This window comes from Bradyrhizobium genomosp. I (2014) (genome assembly GCF_000261685.1).
Classification (GTDB): domain Bacteria; phylum Pseudomonadota; class Alphaproteobacteria; order Rhizobiales; family Xanthobacteraceae; genus Bradyrhizobium.
Genome location: NZ_AJQE01000015.1, coordinates 19,113 through 39,413, shown reverse-complemented (window position 1 = coordinate 39,413; position 20,301 = coordinate 19,113). Strand labels below are relative to the sequence as shown.

Genomic DNA, 20,301 nt, shown 5'->3' with positions numbered 1-20,301 from the left:
CCGCCAGCCGTCACGCTGTCGCTGCTGCTGCTGCTCGGCATCAGCCTCGCGCTGGTGCACTGGTTCAAGTGAACGTGCCACAAGGACGGTGCCCCCTCTCTCCTTGCGGGCTTCACAAGGGGAGAGGGGGGCTCGCCGCGTTAGCGGCGAGACGGGTGAGGGGTCTCTATCCGCGCGTGAATCTGTTGCAGTGAGCTTGCGGAAACGTACCCCTCATCCGGCGCTTCGCGCCACCTTCTCCCGCAAGGAGAGAAGGGGAGAAGGGAAGAAGAGCGAGCACGCGTCGCGAGATCCTAGATCACATCCGCGAGCGAATGCCCATGCAGCTCGATGTTGAGCCCCTGCATGCCCATGTCGTTGATCTCGCCGCCCATCGCCTTCAGGCTTTCCTCGCGTATCAGCGACATCAGCCCGCGGCGTAGCGCCAGAAACTCCGACGACATCATCATGGATTGCTGCCGCGGCCGCTCCAGCGGAATCGGAATCTCCGCCTTGATCGAGCCGGGCCGCGCGGTCATGCAGTAGACGCGGTCGGACAGGAAGATCGCCTCGTCGATATCGTGGGTGACGAACAGCACCGAGATCTTCAGCCGCTGCCACATGTTGGTGAGGATCTGCTGCATGATGACGCGCGTCTGCGCGTCGAGCGCGCCGAACGGTTCGTCCAGCAGCAGGACCTTCGGTCCCGTAGCGAGCGCGCGGACGATGCCGACGCGCTGCTTCATGCCGCCGGACAGCTTTTCCGGATAGTGTTTCTCGAACGCCTCCAGCCCCGCGAGCCCCAGCAGCGTGCGCGCGGCGCGTTCGCGCTGCGAGCGTGGCATGCCGCGCATCTTCAGGCCGAACTCGACGTTCTCCCGCACCGTCTTCCAGGGGAACAGCGAATATTGCTGGAACACCATGCCGCGTTCGGCGCTGGGACCGTTGACGCGCTCGCCATCGACGGTGACGATGCCGGTGGTCGGCTTGAGAAAGCCGGCGACTGCGTTGAGCAGCGTCGACTTTCCGCAGCCGGAGGGACCGACGATCGAGACGAACTCGCCGGGCTTCACATGGATCTGCGTGTCGGTCACGGCCTGCACCGCTCCCTCGATCGTCTCATAGGCGAGGGAGAAGTTCTTGACCTCGATATGTCCCTTCGGACTCGCAACCATCTCGCTCACGTCGACCTCCACGGCATCACCAACTGTCCTGCGCCCCGGATCAGCAGGCTCGAGCCGAGCCCGAGCACGCCGATCGCGATCATGCCGAGCGCGATGTCGGCATACTGGACCAGCGAATAAGCTTCCCAGGTGAAATAGCCGATGCCGTATTGGCCTGAGATCATCTCGGCGGCGATCAGCGACACCCAGGCGACGCCCATGCCGACGGTGAGGCCGGTGAAGATGTGCGGCAGCGAGGCAGGAAAATACACCTCGCGGAAGATCGACCGCTCGCGGGCGCCGAGACATTGCGCGGCGCGGACCAGCACGGGGTCGACCAGCGACATGCCGTGGAGCGTGTTGACCAGGATCGGGAAGAACGAACCGAGGAAGGTGATGAAGACGATGCTCTGCTCGTTGGTCGGCCACAGCATGATCGCCATCGGTACCCAGGCGATCGCCGGGATCGGCCGTAGCACTTCGGCCACGGGGAAGATGATCTCGTGCACCAGCTTGAACCGACCCATGATGAGGCCGAGCGGCACGCCGACGATGGCCGCCAGCGAGAAGCCGATGAAGATACGCCGGCAGCTCAAGGCGATGTGCAACAGGAATTTCGGGTCGTGGATCGCCTTGGTGAAGCTCGCATAGACCGCGAGCGGCGAGGGCACGTTGGTGAAGCGGACGAAGAACACGACGCGATAGGTCGTGAGCAGGTGCCACACCAGCAGGAAGGCCAGCAGCGAGATGATGCCGATCGCGGTTGCGCGAAGCCGGCCCTGGTTGAGCCGGTACCAGCGCAGCGCCAGCGTACCGAAGGAGGGTCGTGTTGCGGGTGGTGTGACGGCGGGCGCGGGGCCCGCCTCCGCAATGGCTGTTGCCGGCATGCTGTCCTCGGCGTGTCTGAGGAGGGCGGGGCTGCTCACGTTTTGCCTCCGCCGACCGCCGCTTTCACGGCGTCGTCGAAGCCGAGCACTCTGCCGCTGATCCGGGCGGCATAGGCCTGAGCGTCCTTCTTGAGCAGGAACGGGGCGACCTCGCCATTGCCGACCGCAAAGAACGCCTGGTCGGCGAACAGCTTGATGCCGCGCGTGGTGTCGAAGACGTAGGCGACGTTGATCTTCTTGCCCTTGGCCTTGAAGTCGGCATAGGCGCCGAGTGTGCAACTGGCTGACGAGAAGGCCATGATACCGCCATCATCCACCCAGACCTCGCCGGCCTTGCGCGGATCGGCGATCGGCTTCTTGCAGAAGGAATCTTCGCCGGAAATCTCGTAGTTCTTCCTGCTTGCAAGCTGCGCGTCATAATCGAGCTTCATCTCGGCATAGGCTTTGCGGACGTAGCTGTCGTCGACCCATTTCTTCGGATCGAATTCTTTCATGCGACCGAGATTCTGCAGCACCTTGACGTCGGTCGCGGCGGCATCGATCAGCGCCGGCTTGATGGTGGGATCGGTGGTCATGTTGCCGCCGGGGCCGAGGAAGATGTAGACGACTTCCTTGTTGATGCCTGTCCATTCCTGGATCTTCTCGGCCGCGAGCTTGGGATCGTCGCGCAGCCACTGATTGGCGGCGATCAGCGCCTTGAAGTAGGCGACGACAACCTCGGGATATTTCTCCGCAAAGTCGGTTCTCACGACGACGCCGTGCCACGTTGGCAGATTGGTCTCGACGCCGTCGAAGATCTTTCGCGCGAAGCCGCGGAAGGGCAGCAGCTCGGCGAACGGAACGAAGTCGGCGTGCGCGTCGATCTTCTTCTCCTGAAGATTGGTCGAGCCGACCTCGGGGCTCTGGCTGACGAGCTGGAAGAAGTCGGACGCGTAGCCGCGATCCTGCATCGCCTTCAGCACCATGCCGTGCGCCGCGGAGCCGAACGGCACGCTGACGAGCTTGCCTTTCAGATCGGCGAGTTCGTAATAGGGCGAATCCTTGTGAACGACGATGCCGTTGCCGGAACCTTCGAGGCTGTAAGCAGCCACGCCGACGAGGCGGCTCTTGCTCTCCGGATTGCTCTCGAACGTGAAGCCGTTCACGATCAGCGGATAGTCGCCCATCATGCCGATCTGCAGCTTGTTCGCCATCATCGCGTTGGTGACGGGTGGGCCGGACGTGAAATTCTGCCACTCCAGCTCGAACTTGATGTTGGCGTATTTGCCGTCTTTTGGCAGATATTTTTCAAGAAGATGCAACTGGCGGATGACGACGCCGGCGGTCACCGTGTTGGTCGTGGTGTCCTGCGTTCCGATGCCGAGCGTGACGGTTTCCGCCGAGGCCGGCTGCGTGACGAGTAGCGCCAGCGATGTCACGGACATCGCGATCGAGAGCGTGGGAAGATGGCGGACCATTCTCATCCTCATTCGGTTGGATGTGCTGTGGTTGCCATGATTGGGTGAGGGCGTGGGCAGGGCAAATCCGGAGTGGCTGTCGCAGTCGATTAGTTGCCGGGAAAAGCTGATTGCATACTCCTTGTGCAGTCCTGCACTATAAAGCCGCTTGCCTGTGCACCGGCCTTGGTCGCCAATTCGGCTAGTCAGACGCGTGACCGCGCATCTCTTCCAGCACGTCGGTCCGGCAGACCACGATCTGCGACCGTTTGGTCAGCACGATTCCCTTCTCCTGCATCCGCTTCAGACTGATCGTGACCCATTGCCTGGTGGCGCCGACCATGTGGGCGATGTCGGCGTGGGTGAAGGCTGCGGCGATCACGGTTCCGTCGGCATCCTCGACGCCATAGAGCTCGACGAGATGCAGCAAGAGATGCGCGAGGCGCTGCGTGATCGAGCGCGTTCCCAGCATTTGCGCCAGCGCCGAATAACATTTGCCTTTGAAGGTCAGGCCTTCAATGAGCCCGATCGCGAGGTTCGGGATCTCCGCGGCAAGGGACCGCAATTCCTTTCCGGGCAGGTGCACCACGCTGCAATTGCTGGATGCGACGCCGGACCATTGATGCACGGTGCCTTCGAACACTTCGGGGCCACCGACGAAATTGCCGACATGCCAATAGGCGAGCGTGATCTCGCGCCCGAGCGGCGACGTGTAGAACACGCGGATGCGGCCGCTTTCGATCAGCCAGATACCGTCATGCTTGCCGCCCTGGCTGAACAGCGTCTGGCCGCGGTTGAGCACCTTGCGCCGGCCCTGCTTGAGCACCAGCTCCCGCTCGCGTGGAGAAAGCTTGTCCATCAGCGGCGGCGGTCCGCCGATCCATTGCTGGTTCTCCGTGAGCAGCAGCGAGGAGCTTCCGGCAGGGCGGACTGCCGGGGCCACAACTCTGCGAACCACATTGGCCGCCTGCAACATCGTCTGCCTCCGGAACGTTCAAATCGTTCTAAAGAGGAGCAATGTCCGTGCCAGATTCACTCCGCTGTCGTCGCCGGCGTGTCCGGGCGACCCAGTATTCCAGAGACGTCAATGGGATTCGGTGGGGCCGCGGCGTACTGGATTCCCCGCTTTCGCGGGGAATGACAGCGGGGCAGCGAGGAGCGTTCGCGCCCCTTATCGCCCAGCCAAGCTCAGCAGATAGGGTTTCGGGTAGATCCCCCGGTTGTGCCCATCCGAAAACGAGATGTTCAGCCCATAGCCGAGATCGCCGATATCGGTGATGGCGATGCCGGGAAATGCTTGCGGGAAGCGGCCGTCGAAGCGGGCGCGGGTGCAGTGGGCGCATTTGCAGGAGAGGCGGAGTTTTTCGGCCGGTACGCTCAGCGCGTCGTCCTGCGTGGTGCGGACGAGAAGCGATGCCAGGTCGGCGCTGGCTTCATAGTCGGTCACGGTCGGTGCCACCAATGCGGTCATGGTCATGACGAGCCTCCGGCGTCTTTGTATGCCGTCGTGGACGAACGCGAATAGCAACTAATTGCCGTCGCGGACGTGTGGCGCGGACCTGGGCTGCCTCGACTTCGATCAGCGCCGGCGAAATGTGAAACTAATCGACCGGGAATTTCACTTCCGAATTGCCGGACTCTCCTCTCTCCGAAACCTTGTGCGCCATCGATGGCCAAGGAGAGACCATGAGCGCATTTCAGAAGGAAACGGTTTTGTCGGTCCGCCACTGGACCGACTCCCTGTTCAGCTTCACCGCGACGCGCGATCCCGGCTTCCGCTTCCAGAACGGCCAGTTCGCGATGATCGGGCTGGAGGTCGAGGGCAAGCCGTTGATGCGGGCCTACAGCATGGCGAGCGCCAATCACGAGGAAGCGCTCGAGTTCTTCTCGATCAAGGTGCAGGACGGCCCGCTGACCTCGCGTCTCCAGAAGATCAGGGAAGGCGACATCATCCTGATCGGCCGCAAGGCGACGGGTACGTTGATCACCGGCAATCTCATTCCGGGAAAGCGCCTGCTGCTGCTCTCGACCGGAACGGGACTGGCGCCGTTCGCCAGCCTGATCAAGGACCCGGATGTTTACGAGAATTACGAGACCATCGTGCTCGCCCATGGCTGCCGCCAGGTCTCCGAGCTCGCCTATGGCGAGCACGTCGTCGATGGCCTGCGCAATCACGAATTCTTCGGCCCGCTGATCCGCGACAAGCTGGTCTACTATCCGACCGTCACCCGCGAGCCATTCCGGAATCGCGGCCGCATTACCGACCTGATCGCCTCCAATCAGCTATTCGACGACGTCGGGCAATCGGGCCTCGATGTCGAGACCGACCGCATCATGCTGTGCGGCAGCCCGGCGATGCTCGAAGAGCTCCACGAAATGTTCTCCGCACGCGGCTTCGTCGAGGGCAACCACAGCCAGCCCGGCCATTTCGTCATCGAAAAGGCCTTTGTCGAGCGCTGAGGCGCAAATCGCGTCCCGGCGACAACTAATTGCTATCTCCGGAACGCCCCCTGAACAAATCTGACGCAAAGGCGCCGGGGACCGGCGAACCAGGAGCAAGTGATGGCACTAGATCAGATCGTCGATGGACTTTCGGAGGTTTCCTGCGATGTGCTCGTCATCGGCGGCGGCACGGCCGGCCCGATGGCGGCGCTGAAGGCGAAGCTGAAGAACCCGAAGGCCAATGTCGTCCTGCTCGAAAAGGCCAACGTCAAGCGCTCCGGCGCGATCTCGATGGGCATGGACGGGCTGAACAATGCCGTCATCCCCGGTTATGCGACGCCGGAGCAGTACACCAAGGAAATCACCATCGCCAACGACGGCATCGTCGACCAGAAGGCGGTCTATAAATACGCGCAGAACTGCTTTGAGATCATCGAAGAGCTCGACAGCTTCGGCATCCGCTTCCTGAAGAACGAGAACGGCGACTATGCCGTCAAGAAGGTGCATCACATCGGCACCTATGTGCTGCCGATGCCGAACGGCGAGACCGTGAAGAAGGCGCTCTACCGTCAGCTCCGCCGCGCCCGCATCCTGATCTCCAACCGCTACATGGCGACGCGGCTGCTGAAATCGTCCGACGGCCGCATCGCCGGCGCCATCAGCGTCAACACCCGCACCGCCGAGATGCTGGTGATCAAGGCCAAGGCCGTGATCCTCTGCATGGGCGCCGCCGGCCGCCTCGGCCTGCCGACCTCCGGTTACATGTTCGGCACCTATGAGAACGCCGCCAATTCCGGCGACGGCTACGCCATGGCCTATCATGCCGGCGCCGCGCTCGCGAACCTCGAATGCTTCCAGATCAACCCGCTGATCAAGGACTATAACGGCCCGGCCTGTGCCTATGTCGCCGGCCCCTTCGGCGCGTATACGGCGAACAACGAGGGATCGCGCTTCATCGAGTGCGACTACTGGTCCGGCCAGATGATGCTGGAGTTCTATAACGAGCTGCTGTCCGGCAAGGGTCCGGTGTTTCTCCAGCTCAAGCATCTGCACCCCGACACCATCTCCGAGATCGAATCCACGCTGCATAAGGTGGAGCGTCCGACGCGCGGCCTGTTCCAGCAGGGGCGCGGCGTGGACTATCGCAGCGAGTCGATCGAGATGCACATCTCCGAGATCGGCTTCTGCTCCGGCCACAGTGCTTCCGGCGTGTTCGTGGACGACAACGCCCGCACCACCGTGCCCGGCCTCTACGCCGCCGGCGACATGGCGAGTGTGCCGCACAATTACATGCTCGGCGCCTTCACCAACGGGGCGGTTGCCGGCATCGATGCGATGGAGTTCGCCGACAACCACGACTTCGCGGAGTTCGACGCTGCCGACGTCGCGATGGAGCGCGACCGCGTGATGGCGCCGACGAAGCGCGAAGACGGCATCCCGCCGAACCAGATCGAGTACAAGACCCGCCGTCTCGTCAACGACTATCTGCAGCCGCCGAAGGTCACCCGCAAATACCAGCTCGGCATGCGCCGCCTTGCCGAAGCGCGGGAAGATATGCAAGAGCGCATGATCGCGCGCAACGCGCATGAACTGCTCCGCGCCCTCGAAGTGCAGTCGATCATGGACTGTGCCGACATGGCCGCGCACGCCTCGCTCTATCGCGAGGAGAGCCGTTGGGGCCTCTATCACTGGCGCACGGATTTCCCGGAGAAGGACAACGAGAACTGGTTCTGCCACACGCTGCTGTCCAAGCAAGACGGCAAGATGACCAGCGATAGGCGTGCCGTCGAGCCTTATGTCGTGCCGATCGCGGACGATGAGAAGGACCTCTACGACAAGCAGCGCATCCGCGCTTCGGCCTGATCCCATCGCGAAACAATAGGAGACAACGATGCCGCTCGCTTCTTATCAGACATCGGTTCCCGTGGTAGTCGACGACGCCAAATGCATCGCGGACAAGGGCTGCACCGTCTGCGTCGACGTCTGCCCGCTCGACGTGCTGCGCATCAGCGACACGACCAGCAAGGCCTACATGGCCTACGACGAATGCTGGTACTGCATGCCCTGTGAGGCCGATTGCCCGACCGGCGCCGTCACCGTCAACATTCCCTATCTCCTGAGGTAGTCATGTCGAGCCCGTTCGAGTCCTATGACGACCTCGAAGACGCGGATGAGCGGCTCCAGGCCGCCGATCCCGCCGAGCGCCGCGTCGCCATCATCGCGCTCGGCCATTCCGGCGATCCGGCCGCGGTCGCACATCTCGCCAACATGGTGGCCGATCCGGACGCAGGCGTGCGCCAGCAGGTCGCGATGGCGCTCGGCGAGTTCGACGGTCCGGAGGCGGCGAGCGCACTGGTGAAGCTGCTGGTCGACCCTGAGAGAATCGTTGCGGCGGCGGCGGCCGACAGCATGGCCGAGTTCAAGGATCCGGCCTGTGCCGAGATCATCCTGCCGCTGGTCAAGCACGCGCACGCCTTCGTCCGCATGGGTGCGCTGCGTGCGCTGAAGGAACTGCGCTGCAAGGACACGCTGAAGCCGGCGCTGGAAGCGCTCCAGGACACGGATGCCGCCGTGCGCGTGCAGGCGATCGGCGTGATCGGCTTCCTGAAGCTCGAAGAATCCATTCCCGCGCTGACCGCGCTGATCAACGATCCCGATGCCCATGTCCGCCGTGCCGCCGTGAGCGCGCTGGCCTTCTCCCAGATGAAGCCGGCGGCCGAGACGATCACGCGCGCACTGAAGGATGCCGACTGGATGGTCCGCGAGATGGCGGCTGAAACGCTCGGTCTCAACGTCAATGGCGCGATCGCAGCCGACCAACTGGTCGCCTGCCTCGGCGACGAGTTCTGGCAGGTGCGGCTGAAGGCGATCCGCAGCCTCGGAAAGATGAAGATCGAACGCGCTGTGCGTCCGATCGGCAATTGCGTCAACCACGATCAGGCGAATTTGCGGAAAGAGGCGGCCGCCGCGCTCGGCGAGATCGCCCATGCTGACGGTGAAGCGTTCCTGGCCGTCATCGCCGACGATCCCGATCCCGATGTCCGCAAGAATGCGCGTTGGGCGCTGCAGCAGATCGCGGCGCGAAAGGCGCGGGCAGGGGCATAGCGGCTCTTCGCGGCCGCTCTGGACTTCCCCGGCCAGACGTTTATTGGTCTTCGCCAACGTGATCGGTCGTCTTCGAGCGCGGCCGGTCCGAGAAACAGCGAGGACGCCGGCCATGATGACATTGACTGTGAAGGACCTTCTCCCCGAGGACGGCACGCGGGGAACGTTGGCCGGCCGTGTCTGGCTGCCGCAGGTCAACGGTCCGGCCGTGGTCGCCGTGCGCGCCGACGGCGTGTTCGACGTCACCGCGAAATTTCCGACCGTCAGCGCGCTCTGCGAGGAAGACAATCCCGCCAAGGCGCTCAGCTCGACCAGGGGTGAACGCATCGGCGATCTCGAAGCAATCGTTGCCAACACGGCGCCCGACGGGCGTGATCCGAAAAAGCCTTGGTTGCTTGCGCCGGTCGATCTCCAGACATTGAAGGCTGCGGGCGTTACCTTTGCCATCTCGATGCTGGAGCGCGTCATCGAGGAGCGGGCCAAGGGAAATCCGGCTTCGGCCGAGGCGATCCGCAAAGAGGTGACGCGGCTGATCGGCGACGATTTGTCAAAGCTCAAGCCGGGCTCGGACCAGGCGATGCACCTCAAGCAGGTGCTGATCGAGCAGAACGCCTGGAGCCAGTACCTCGAGGTCGGCATCGGCCCCGACGCTGAAGTCTTCACCAAGGCGCCGACCCTGTCCTCGGTCGGCACCGGCATGGATGCCGGCCTTCACCCGAAGTCGACCTGGAACAATCCCGAGCCCGAACTCGTGCTGTTCATCTCCAGCCGCGGCAAGATCGTCGGCGGATCGCTCGGCAATGACGTGAATCTGCGCGACTTCGAGGGACGCTCGGCGCTGTTGCTGTCGAAGGCCAAGGACAACAACGCGTCCTGCTCGATCGGCCCGCTGCTGCGCCTGTTCGACGACACCTTCACGCTCGACGACGCGCGCAAGCTCGACATCAGCCTGAACGTGAAGGGTACGGACGGCTTCGTTCTCGACGGCCATTCCTCGATCAGCAAGATCAGCCGCGATCCGACCGACCTCGTGGCGCAGACGATCGGCAAGATCCATCAATACCCTGATGGCTTCGTGCTGTTCCTCGGCACGATGTTCGCGCCGGTCAAGGACCGCGATGCCCCAGGGCAGGGCTTCACCCATAAGCGCGACGACATCGTCACGATCTCAGCGCCGGAGCTCGGCAAGCTCGTCAATCGCATGCGCACCAGCGACGAGTGCGAGCCCTGGACCTTCGGCTTCAGTGCGCTGATGAAGAACCTGGCGCAACGGAAGCTGATTTAGCTCGCTGGCCTTCGCCGCTTCCCGCTCACGGGAGAGGCCGGATTGTATTGAAGATGCGACCCGTGTGAGGGGGACTCACCACGAGTCGATATGGTCGAGACACGCAGAGCTCTCCACACCGTCATTGCGAGCGCGGCGAAGCAACCCAGAGTCTTTCCGCGGACGGATTCTGGATTGCTTCGCTGCGCTCGCAATGACGCGGAGGAGAGGTGCGGGCTTTTGTCTTCTACCTTTTGCGTGGAGAGAGTCCCTCAGCCGAGCCTTCTCGGTGCGAACGAATCTCGTCGCAGCCCCGTAAGTACGAGGAAGCGCACCGCCGCCATCGCAGCTCCCATTAATTCCTTCATCTCAGCGTTGCATCTTCGGAACAAAATCGCTCTCCGTGTGTCATGGAACGGCCAGCCTGCCAAATCGTGTTTTTCGCGAATAGTAAAATAATATGACTAGTCGGAACCAATCTTCCATGAAATAGTGCCTTCCGCCGGCTCAAAGGCCGGCCTGCGGGTGCCACGATACCAATTGGTGCCCCGGTAAATATCTTGGGAGATACGCCTGATGATCCTCAAAGCCCTCTTTGCGGCCAGCGCCACGGCCGCGTTGCTGCTCGCGCTGCCGGCCAATGCCGGTCAGCTCACCATCGGCTTCTCGCAGATCGGATCGGAGTCCGGCTGGCGTGCGGCCGAGACTTCGGTCTCCAAGCAGGAAGCAGCCAAGCGGAAGGTCAATTTCAAGATCGCCGACGCGCAGCAGAAGCAGGAGAACCAGATCAAGGCGATCCGCTCCTTTATCGCGCAGAACGTCGATGCGATCTTCCTTGCGCCCGTCGTCTCGACCGGCTGGGATTCGGTGCTGAAGGAAGCCAAGGAGGCGAAGATTCCGGTCGTGCTGCTTGACCGCGATATCGATCCTTCCGGCAAGGAACTCTATCTCACCGCCGTCACCTCGGACAGCGTGCATGAAGGCGAGGTCGCCGGCGATTGGCTCGCCAAGACCGTCGGTAGCAAGCCCTGCAACATCGTCGAGCTGCAAGGTACGGTCGGCGCCAGCGTCGCCACCAATCGCAAGAAGGGGTTCGACACCGCCATTGCCAAGCATGCGAACCTGAAGGTGGTGCGCAGCCAGACCGGCGATTTCACCCGCGCCAAGGGCAAGGAGGTGATGGAGAGCTTCATCAAGGCCGAAGGCGGCGGCAAGTCGATCTGCGCGGTTTACGCGCACAACGACGACATGATGGTCGGCGCGATCCAGGCGATGAAAGAGGCCGGCCTCAAGCCCGGCAAGGAGATTCTCACCGTCTCGATCGACGCCGTGCCCGACATCTTCAAGGCGATGGCCGCGGGCGAGGCCAATGCCACGGTCGAGCTGACGCCGAACATGGCGGGCCCTGCGCTCGATGCCGTCGCGGCGTTCAAGGAGAAGGGCACGGTTCCGCCGAAATGGATCCAGACCGAGTCCAGGCTCTATACCGCCGCCGACGATCCGCAGAAGATCTACGACAGCAAGAAGGGCCTTGGTTACTGAGGCGGGCAACACGCCGGACTGCTTCCAGCGGTCCGGCACCCTTCGAAACCGCTGCGCGAACGAATAGGCTGGGCGTCCGCATCATCAGCGGACGCCGGTGGGAGTGACGTCGCGATGGAAAACAGCCCGGATCCTGCTCCGCCGCTCCTTGAGGTGCGCGGGATCAGCAAGAGCTTTGGCGCCGTGCGTGCCTTGCAGCAGGTCGACTTCACGCTGCGCGCCGGCGAGGTCCATGCGTTGCTCGGCGAGAACGGCGCCGGCAAGTCCACGCTGATCAAGGTGATCACCGGCGTGTTCCCACGCGATGTCGGTATCGTCAGGCTCGGCGGCGAAGAGGTCGCGCCGCGTTCGGCCAAGGCGGCGCTTGGGGCCGGCATCGCCACCGTCTACCAGGAGGTCAACCTGCTGCCGAACCTGTCGGTAGCACAGAACCTGTTTCTCGACCGCCAGCCAATGCGCTTCGGCATCGTGCGTGAAGGCGAGATGCGCCGCCGCGCCAAGGCGCTGCTTGCGGATTTCGGTCTCGATATCGACGTCGCCGCGCCGCTCCGCAACTATTCGGTTGCCATCCAGCACGTCACCGCGATCGCTCGCGCCGTCGATCTCTCGGCGCGCGTGCTGATCCTGGACGAGCCGACCGCGAGTCTCGACCGACACGAAGTCGAGATCCTCTTTGGCATCATGCGTCAGCTCGCCCAGCGCGGCATCGGCATCGTCTTCGTCAGCCACTTCCTCGATCAGGTCTACGAGATCTCCGACCGCATCACGGTGCTGCGGAACGGCCGCCTGGTCGGCGAGCGCGAGACCGCCTCGCTGCCGCGGCTCGACCTGATCCGGATGATGCTCGGCCGCGAGCTTGCGGAGACCACCGGCACGCGGGCTTCTGCCAGCGAGCATATGGCGCGCGAGATCTGCGCGAGCTTCGAAGGTTACGGCAGGGCCGGCTATGTCGCGCCGTTCAATCTCGAGCTGCGCCATGGCGAGGTCGTTGGCCTTGCAGGCCTGCTCGGCTCGGGCCGTACCGAGACGGCGCGCCTGGTGTTCGGTGCCGAGCGCGCCGACCGCGGGCAGGCGAGGGTGGAGGGCGCAGCCGTACGGCTACACTCGCCGCGCGACGGCGTCCGCCTTGGCTTCGGCTACTGCCCGGAAGAGCGCAAGACAGACGGCATCGTCGCCGAGCTCAGCGTGCGCGAGAACATCGTGCTCGCGCTTCAGGCCAAGCGCGGCCTGCATCGGCCATTGTCACGCCGCGAGCAGGACGAGATCGCGCACCGCTACGTCAGGATGCTCGACATCCGCCCGGCCGATCCCGAGCGCCCCGTCGGTCTGTTGTCCGGCGGCAATCAGCAGAAAGTATTGCTGGCGCGCTGGCTCGCGACCTCGCCGCGGCTGCTCGTGCTGGACGAGCCGACGCGGGGCATCGACGTCGGCGCGCATGCCGAGATCATCCGCCTGATCCGCGAACTCTGTGACGATGGGCTTTCGCTGCTCGTGATCTCCTCCGAGCTCGACGAGATCGTGACCTATTCCGACCGCGTGGTGGTGCTGCGTGACCGTGCCCATGTCGAGGAGCTCGCGGGCGAGGCGATCGACGTCGGCAACATTCTCGCGGCGATCGCCGCCGATGGCGCCGCGACCGTGCATGAGGGCCGGGCATGACCGCGCTGTTGCCGCGCCGCGGCCTTGCCCAGATCCTGGCGCTGATCGTCATCCTCGCGGCCGATCGTATGGTATCCCCGCAATTCTTCGACCTGCGCCTCCAGGACGGCCGTCTGTTCGGCAGCCTGATCGACGTGCTCAACCGCGGCACGCCGGTGGCGCTGCTCTCACTCGGCATGGTGCTGGTGATTGCGATGCGCGGCATCGATCTGTCGGTCGGTGCGGTCATGGCAATCTCGGGAGCGATCGCCGCGAGCCTCGCCGATGGCCACAGCTTGCCGGTGGTGCTGGTCGCCGCGCTTGGGGCGGGCCTCGTCTGCGGATTGTGGAACGGATTTCTCGTCGCCGTGCTCGGCATGCAACCGATCGTGGCGACGCTGATCCTGATGGTGGCCGGTCGCGGCGTCGCCCAGCTCATCACGGAGGGGCGCATCGTAACTTTTTCCTCGCCGGATCTGGTCTGGCTCGGCAATGGCGCCATTCTGGGCCTGCCGGTGCCGGTTGCGATTGCCCTCGGGATGCTCATCCTCACCGGCGCGGTCGTACGCGGCTCGGCGCTCGGCCTCCTGATCGAGGCGACCGGCGGCAATGCGCGGGCAAGCGAGCTTGCCGGCGTCGGCACGCGCGCAATGATTTTGGCGGTCTACGTCTGGTGCGGCATCTGCGCGGCGCTCGCCGGCGTGATCGCGGCCGCCGACATCATGGGCGCCGATGCCAACAATGCCGGCCTCTGGCTGGAGCTCGACGCCATTCTCGCCGTGGTGATCGGCGGCACCTCGCTGTTCGGCGGCCGCTTCAGCCTCGTCCTCGCGGTGCTCGGCGCGTTGATCATCCAGACCATGAACACCGGGATCCTGTTGTCAGGCTATCCTCCGGAGTTCAACCTGCTGGTCAAGGCGGTGGTGGTGCTCGCAGTGCTGCTATTGCAATCGCCGAAACTGTCCGGCCTTGCCGGAATCGCTGCGCGGCTGCGGAGGGCAAAAGCATGAAAGGCTTGCCGCCAGTCCTCATCACCGCCACCGTGCTCGTTGCGGGCTTCGCGCTCTGCGCCGTGCAGTTTCCCAATATCGCCTCCACGCGCGTGGTCGGGAATCTCCTCACCGACAACGCCTTCCTCGGCATCGTTGCGACCGGCATGACATTTGTGATCATCTCCGGCGGAATCGATCTCTCCGTCGGCTCGGTGATCGGCTTCACCACCGTGTTCGTTGCGCTTGCGATCGAGCGCTGGGGCGTGCCGCCGCTGGTCGCCTTCGTCGCCATCCTCGCGCTCTCGGCAGCCTTTGGCGCGGCGATGGGCACCGTGATCCATGTCTTCGATTTGCCACCCTTCATCGTGACGCTGGCCGGCATGTTCCTGGCGCGCGGCGCGAGCTTCCTGCTCTCCACTGAATCTGTCCCGATCGCCGCACCTGTCTATTCGACGATCTCCGACTTCGCGCTGCGGATGCCGGGCGGCGGGCGGTTGACGGCGATTGCGATCATCATGCTGGTGATCGTTGTCGGCGGTGCCTTGCTGCTGCATCTCACGCGGTTCGGCGCCAACGTCTATGCGCTCGGCGGCAGCCGGGCGACCGCGAGCCTGATGGGCGTTGCCGTCGGCAAGATGACGATCAAGATCTACATGCTGTCGAGCCTGCTCGCAGGCATCGCCGGCATCGTCTTCTCCTTCTACACCAGCGCCGGCTATTCGCTCTCTGCCGTCGGTGTCGAGCTCGACGGCATCGCCGCCGCCGTGATCGGCGGGACGCTGCTCACGGGCGGGCAGGGCTCGGTGATCGGCACCTTCCTGGGCGTGCTGATCCAGGGCCTGATCCAGACCTACATCAATTTCGACGGCACACTGTCGAGCTGGTGGACCAAGATCGCGACCGGCGTGCTGTTGTTCGCCTTCATCGCCTTGCAACAGGGGTTGGTTGCGCTGGCGCGCAGGCCCGTGGCGAAGAGCATGGGAGTTGCCTCATGACCTCGCGGATCGTCGTCATCCCGACGCGGCGGGCCCATTCCAACCATGCCGAAGTGGCCCGTTCGATCGGCGTCGACATCATCGCCGGCCGCTATGCGGAGGGCACGCGGCTTCCCGGCGATGCCGAGATGATCGCGATGTTCGGCGTGTCGCGGCCGGTGCTGCGGGAGAGCGTGAAGACGCTGGTCGCCAAGGGCCTGCTCACGACCAAGGCGCGGGTCGGTACCGTCGTGCGCGAGCGCGGCGCCTGGAACATGTTCGACGCGGATGTGCTGGCTTGGCACCTCGACGCCGGCATCGACAAGCGCTTCCTCAACGATCTCGCCGAGATCCGTCTCGCGGTCGAGCCGCGCGCGGCGATGCTGGCGGCCACGCAGCGGTCGGAGGAGGATCTCGCCGAGCTTCGGCGCAGCATGGAACGCATGCGGCTTGAAGCGTCCGACTCGGTCGGCTTTGCCGATGCCGATCTCGCGCTTCACGTCGCCGTGGCGCGCGCCTCCGGCAATCTGTTCATGCGCTCGATCGGCCACGTCATCGAGGCGGCTCTGCGAGCCTCGTTCCTGCTCAGCGCCCCGGTCGAGCCGGAGGACCGCGACACCGTGCTGCTCTGGCACCAGAAGATCGTCGATGCGATCGCGGCGGGCGATGCGGAGGCTGCCTCGGAGGCGATGGTCTTCGTCATTCACAACGGCATGCACCGCCATGAGGGCACCGTCATCGAGACCGCACCGGCCGAGACGTTGCCATCGGTCGAATCTGGAGAGAGATCGTGACGGAACTTCGCATCGCTATCGTCGGCTTTGGCAAGATCGCGCGTGACCAGCATGTTGGCGCAATCGCCGCCGTTCCGGGCGCGACGCTGGCGGCGATTGCCAGCCGTAACGCCTCGCTGCCGGAGCTGCCGCACTTCGCCACCATCGAGGAACTGCTGGAGAAGGGGCCGCCGATCGATGCCGTGTCGCTCTGCACGCCGCCGCAGGTGCGCCGGGCCCAGGCTGCAGCCGCGCTCGCCGCCGGCAAGCATGTCATGCTGGAGAAACCACCCGGCACCGGCGTGGCCGAGCTCGATCCGCTGATCGAGATGGCGGCGGAGGCAAAGCGAACGCTGTTTGCAACTTGGCATTCGCGCCATGCGCCGGCGGTCGAGCCGGCGCGGCAATGGCTCGCCGGGCGCCGCATCGCCTCGGTACACATCAGCTGGAAGGAGGACGTCCGCGTCTGGCATCCCGGTCAGGGCTGGATCTGGGAACCAGGCGGTCTTGGCGTGTTCGACCCCGGCATCAACGCGTTGTCGATCCTGACCAGGATCCTGCCCAAGCCAGTGTTCGTCACCGCGGCCGAACTGGCCTTTCCCGCCAATTGCCAAGCGCCGATCGCCGCGAACCTGACACTGACGGATCTTGGCGGTCTGCCTGTGACTGCCGAGTTCGACTTTCGCCAGACCGGGCCGCAGAGCTGGGATATCATCGTCGACACCGATCAGGGCCGGATGACGCTGTCCAGCGGTGGGGCGCGCATGGCCGTCGACGGCAAGGTGCTTGCCGAGGCGCCCGACGAGGAATATCGCGGACTCTACCGGCGTTTCGTCGAGCTCGCGGCGACCGGTGCAAGCGACGTCGATCTGACGCCGCTTCGCCTTGTCGCCGACGCCTTCCTGCTCGCCAAGCGCACGATCGTGGAGCCGTTTGTGGACTGAACATGGCCGCATCAAGAATCACAAGAGACGTCTTCGGGACGCTGCCGGACGGCCGCAAGGTCGAACGCATCGTGCTACGCGGGGAGGGCGGCTTCGAGGCGCGGATCATCAGCCATGGCGCGGTGATCCAGGCGCTGATTGCGCCGGACGCCAAGGGCGGATACGACGATGTCGTACTCGGTTACGACGCGTTCTCCGGCTATCTCGCCGAACGAAAGTTTTTCGGCGCGACCGTCGGCCGCTACGCCAACCGCATTGCCAAGGGACAGTTCTCGCTCGACGGCGAGACGGTGCAGCTTGCCGTCAACAACGGCCCCAATGCGCTGCACGGCGGTCTCGACGGTTTCGACCGCAAACTCTGGGAGATCGCCGAGATCGACGACGGCGCCGCGCCCGCGGTGACGCTGACCTATGTCAGCCCGCACGGGGAGGAGAACTATCCCGGCAGGCTCGATGTCCGCCTGACCTATCGCGTCACCGGCCCGGCCGAACTGTCGCTGACCATGGAGGCGCGGACAGACCGGCCGACCATCGTCAACTTGACCAACCACAGCTTCTTCAATCTGGAAGGTGCCATATCGGGCACGCCCATTCTCGACCACAAGCTGACCGTCGCCGCCGAGCATTTCCTCGCGACCGATCCCACTGCTATTCCGCTGCCGGAGTCGCCACGCCCGGTGGCCGGCACGCCGTTCGACTTCCGCGAGCCGCGGCCGGTCGGCGAGCGTATCCGTGAGAGCGATCAGCAATTGCGCAACGGCAGGGGCTATGACCACACGTATTGCCTCGGCCGCGACGGCAAGCTCGCGCTTGCGGCCCGGCTGGAGGCGCCGCGCTCGGGGCGCATCATGGAGTTGTTTACCGATCAGCCCGGACTTCAGGTCTATTCCGGCAACTATCTCGATGGCACGATCTCGGGCAAGGGCGGCAAGCTGATCCGTCAGTCGGACGCCGTGTGCCTGGAGCCGCACATCTGGCCTGACGCGCCGAACCGGCCGGATTTTCCGAGCCCGCGCCTCGATCCCGGCCAGGTCTATCGCCATCACACGGTTTATCGCTTTGCAGTGAGGACGCCGTAATGGAGAAGGTGCCCACCTCCGTTCTCTCGGACGATCCTTGCCATCTCGGCGAAGGCCCGACGTATGACATGACCACCGATACCGCCTGGTGGTTCGACATCCGCGAGGGACGGCTGTTCGAGGCGCACTTGAGCAGCGGCAGCATCCGCGTCCATGCGCTCGGCCGGATGGCAAGTGCGCTCGGGCGTATCGATGCCGAACGGCAGTTGATCGTCGCCGAGGACGGGCTCTACATCCGCAAGCTTGCCGACGGCGCGATGACGTTGCTTTGTCCGCTCGAAGCCGACAATCCCACGACCCGCTCCAACGATGCCCGCGTGCATCAGTCCGGCACGTTCTGGATCGGCACTATGGGCCGCGAGGCGGAAGCAGGGGCAGGCGCGATCTACGCGTTTCATCGCGGCAAGATCTCGCTGCTGTTTCCCCGCATCAGCATTCCCAACTCGATCTGTTTCTCGCCGGATGGCGCGATCGGCTACTTCGCCGACACCGCGCGCGCGGTGCTCTATGCGGTGCCGCTCAATCCCTCGACTGGCCTGCCGCGCGGCGAGCCGGAGGTGCTGTTGCGCCACACCGGCATCGGCGGCCTCGACGGTTCGGTGTGCGACGCCGATGGAAGGATATGGAATGCCTGCTGGGGTGCGAGCCGGATCGATGTCTATTCGCCGCAAGGCGAGCGTCTGCGCTCATTGAGCGTGCCGGCAAGACAGGCGAGTTGTCCCGCTTTCGTCGGCGCAGATCTGTCGCGCCTTCTCGTCACCTCGGCCTGGCAGGATATGGAGGCGGCGGCACGTGCCGCCGATCCGCTGGCCGGTTGCACTTTTCTGCTGGAGGCATCCGCGCGCGGTCGCACGGAGCCGGACGTCAAGCTCGCATAGGAGACCCGAAGCAGCCCACGACCACGTTCGCGACGACACGAAGAAACAGTCTGACACCCAAGGGAGTGAAACATGCCGAAACTGAAGATCACATTCCTCGCGCTGGCGCTGGCGGGCGTTGCGACGATGGCCTCGGGCCTCACCGCCTCCGCCCAGAACAAGGCGACCGTCGGCATCGCGATGCCGACCAAATCGTCGGCGCGCTGGATCGACGACGGCAACAACATGGTCAAGGTACTGAAGGAGCGCGGTTACAACACCGACCTGCAATATGCCGAAGACGACATCCCGAACCAGCTCTCGCAGGTCGAGAACATGGTGACCAAGGGCGCGAAGGCCCTGGTGATCGCTGCGATCGACGGCACCACGCTGTCCGACGTGCTCAAGCAGGCCAAGGCCAAGGGGATCACCGTGATCGCCTATGACCGGCTGATCCGCGGCACGCCGAATGTCGACTACTACGCGACCTTCGACAACTTCCAGGTCGGCGTGCTCCAGGCGCAGTCGATCGAAAAAGGCCTCGGCCTGAAGGACGGCAAGGGGCCGTTCAACATCGAGCTGTTCGGCGGCTCGCCCGACGACAACAACGCCTACTTCTTCTACAACGGCGCGATGAGCGTGCTGAAGCCCTACATCGATAGCGGCAAGCTCGTCGTCGCCTCGGGCCAGATGGGCATGGACAAGGTCGCGACGTTGCGTTGGGACGGTGCCACAGCGCAGGCCCGCATGGACAATCTGCTCAGCGCCTACTACGGCAACAAGAAGGTCAACGCTGTGCTGTCGCCCTATGACGGACTCTCGATCGGCATCATTTCCTCGTTGAAGGGCGTCGGCTATGGCAGCGCCGATCAGCCGATGCCGATCATTTCGGGTCAGGACGCCGAGGTGCCATCGATCAAGGCGATGCTGCGCGGCGACCAGTACTCGACCATCTTCAAGGACACCCGCGATCTCGCCAAGGTGACTGCCGACATGGTCGACGCCGCGCTCGCCGGCAAGCAGGTCACCGTCAACGATACCAAGACCTACGAGAACGGCGTCAAGACCGTGCCGTCCTATCTGCTCAAGCCGGTGGTGGTCTACAAGGACAATTGGGAGAAGGTGCTGGTCGACAGCGGCTACTACAAGAAGTCGCAGTTCCAGTAGATTCTTGCTCCGTCATTCCGGGGCGATGCGAAGCATCGAACCCGGAATCTCGAGGTTCC

19 protein-coding genes are annotated in these 20,301 nt (G+C 64.1%); 14 read left to right on the top strand and 5 right to left on the bottom strand.

Going from position 1 to position 20,301, the window contains the following annotated elements:
• Positions 1 to 293 precede the first annotated feature (293 nt).
• The 5 genes from IC50_RS01165 to IC50_RS01145 all read right to left on the bottom strand — a co-directional run bounded on the left by IC50_RS01165 (position 294) and on the right by IC50_RS01145 (position 4,942).
• Positions 294 to 1,154, bottom strand: a complete 861-nt coding sequence (locus IC50_RS01165; RefSeq protein WP_433960338.1) for an ABC transporter ATP-binding protein — start codon at positions 1,152 to 1,154, stop codon at positions 294 to 296.
• Positions 1,155 to 1,159: 5 nt separating this feature from the next.
• Entirely contained in the window at positions 1,160 to 2,068 is a 909-nt protein-coding gene (locus IC50_RS01160) for an ABC transporter permease (protein WP_035699499.1), read from the bottom strand.
• On the bottom strand, positions 2,065 to 3,486 hold the full coding sequence (locus IC50_RS01155) for an ABC transporter substrate-binding protein (RefSeq protein WP_035699497.1): 1,422 nt from the start codon (positions 3,484 to 3,486) through the stop codon (positions 2,065 to 2,067). Before IC50_RS01155 ends, IC50_RS01160 begins: the two co-directional genes overlap by 4 nt.
• A 181-nt stretch (positions 3,487 to 3,667) precedes the next feature.
• Positions 3,668 to 4,441, bottom strand: coding sequence for a Crp/Fnr family transcriptional regulator (locus IC50_RS01150; protein WP_035699496.1), 774 nt, complete (start codon positions 4,439 to 4,441; stop codon positions 3,668 to 3,670).
• 195 nt (positions 4,442 to 4,636) lie between these two features.
• Positions 4,637 to 4,942, bottom strand: a complete 306-nt coding sequence (locus IC50_RS01145; RefSeq protein ID WP_035699494.1) for a gamma-butyrobetaine hydroxylase-like domain-containing protein — start codon at positions 4,940 to 4,942, stop codon at positions 4,637 to 4,639.
• Between the two features lie 209 nt (positions 4,943 to 5,151).
• On the opposite strand from IC50_RS01145, the gene IC50_RS01140 reads away from it, so the two are divergent.
• The 14 genes from IC50_RS01140 (at position 5,152) to chvE (ending at position 20,242) form a co-directional block, all read left to right on the top strand.
• A complete protein-coding gene (locus tag IC50_RS01140) occupies positions 5,152 to 5,925 on the top strand; it encodes a ferredoxin--NADP reductase (protein WP_035699505.1) in 774 nt (257 codons plus the stop codon).
• A 102-nt stretch (positions 5,926 to 6,027) separates the two neighbouring features.
• Positions 6,028 to 7,770 carry a fumarate reductase/succinate dehydrogenase flavoprotein subunit gene (locus IC50_RS01135; RefSeq protein ID WP_035699493.1) on the top strand — a complete coding sequence of 581 codons (1,743 nt, stop codon included), beginning with the start codon at positions 6,028 to 6,030 and terminating at the stop codon, positions 7,768 to 7,770.
• Between the two features lie 28 nt (positions 7,771 to 7,798).
• The gene (locus tag IC50_RS01130; protein ID WP_035699490.1) at positions 7,799 to 8,032 is read left to right on the top strand and encodes a 4Fe-4S dicluster domain-containing protein; all 234 of its coding nucleotides are present in this window, start codon (positions 7,799 to 7,801) and stop codon (positions 8,030 to 8,032) included.
• Between the two features lie 2 nt (positions 8,033 to 8,034).
• Positions 8,035 to 9,012: a HEAT repeat domain-containing protein gene (locus tag IC50_RS01125; protein ID WP_035699488.1), complete on the top strand. Its 978-nt coding sequence runs from the start codon at positions 8,035 to 8,037 to the stop codon at positions 9,010 to 9,012.
• Positions 9,013 to 9,124: 112 nt separating this feature from the next.
• Positions 9,125 to 10,297 (top strand): fumarylacetoacetate hydrolase family protein, encoded by a 1,173-nt coding sequence (locus IC50_RS01120; RefSeq protein WP_035699487.1) that lies wholly within the window; start codon positions 9,125 to 9,127, stop codon positions 10,295 to 10,297.
• A 555-nt stretch (positions 10,298 to 10,852) separates the two neighbouring features.
• On the top strand, positions 10,853 to 11,818 hold the full coding sequence (gene ytfQ / locus IC50_RS01115; protein WP_035699485.1) for a galactofuranose ABC transporter, galactofuranose-binding protein YtfQ: 966 nt from the start codon (positions 10,853 to 10,855) through the stop codon (positions 11,816 to 11,818).
• Positions 11,819 to 11,932: 114 nt separating this feature from the next.
• The gene (locus tag IC50_RS01110) at positions 11,933 to 13,477 is read left to right on the top strand and encodes a sugar ABC transporter ATP-binding protein (protein ID WP_035699483.1); all 1,545 of its coding nucleotides are present in this window, start codon (positions 11,933 to 11,935) and stop codon (positions 13,475 to 13,477) included.
• On the top strand, positions 13,474 to 14,466 hold the full coding sequence (locus IC50_RS01105) for an ABC transporter permease (protein ID WP_035699481.1): 993 nt from the start codon (positions 13,474 to 13,476) through the stop codon (positions 14,464 to 14,466). The genes IC50_RS01110 and IC50_RS01105 overlap by 4 nt, the downstream gene beginning before the upstream one ends.
• On the top strand, positions 14,463 to 15,443 hold the full coding sequence (gene yjfF / locus IC50_RS01100; protein ID WP_035699480.1) for a galactofuranose ABC transporter, permease protein YjfF: 981 nt from the start codon (positions 14,463 to 14,465) through the stop codon (positions 15,441 to 15,443). Before IC50_RS01105 ends, yjfF begins: the two co-directional genes overlap by 4 nt.
• Positions 15,440 to 16,216 carry a FadR/GntR family transcriptional regulator gene (locus IC50_RS01095; RefSeq protein ID WP_035699479.1) on the top strand — a complete coding sequence of 259 codons (777 nt, stop codon included), beginning with the start codon at positions 15,440 to 15,442 and terminating at the stop codon, positions 16,214 to 16,216. Before yjfF ends, IC50_RS01095 begins: the two co-directional genes overlap by 4 nt.
• Positions 16,213 to 17,139, top strand: coding sequence for a Gfo/Idh/MocA family protein (locus tag IC50_RS01090; RefSeq protein ID WP_035699477.1), 927 nt, complete (start codon positions 16,213 to 16,215; stop codon positions 17,137 to 17,139). Before IC50_RS01095 ends, IC50_RS01090 begins: the two co-directional genes overlap by 4 nt.
• A 2-nt stretch (positions 17,140 to 17,141) precedes the next feature.
• Positions 17,142 to 18,218 (top strand): aldose epimerase family protein, encoded by a 1,077-nt coding sequence (locus IC50_RS01085; protein ID WP_035699475.1) that lies wholly within the window; start codon positions 17,142 to 17,144, stop codon positions 18,216 to 18,218.
• On the top strand, positions 18,218 to 19,096 hold the full coding sequence (locus tag IC50_RS01080; protein ID WP_035699473.1) for an SMP-30/gluconolactonase/LRE family protein: 879 nt from the start codon (positions 18,218 to 18,220) through the stop codon (positions 19,094 to 19,096). Before IC50_RS01085 ends, IC50_RS01080 begins: the two co-directional genes overlap by 1 nt.
• Before the next feature lie 72 nt (positions 19,097 to 19,168).
• Positions 19,169 to 20,242, top strand: coding sequence for a multiple monosaccharide ABC transporter substrate-binding protein (gene chvE, locus IC50_RS01075; RefSeq protein ID WP_035699471.1), 1,074 nt, complete (start codon positions 19,169 to 19,171; stop codon positions 20,240 to 20,242).
• Positions 20,243 to 20,301 lie beyond the last annotated feature (59 nt).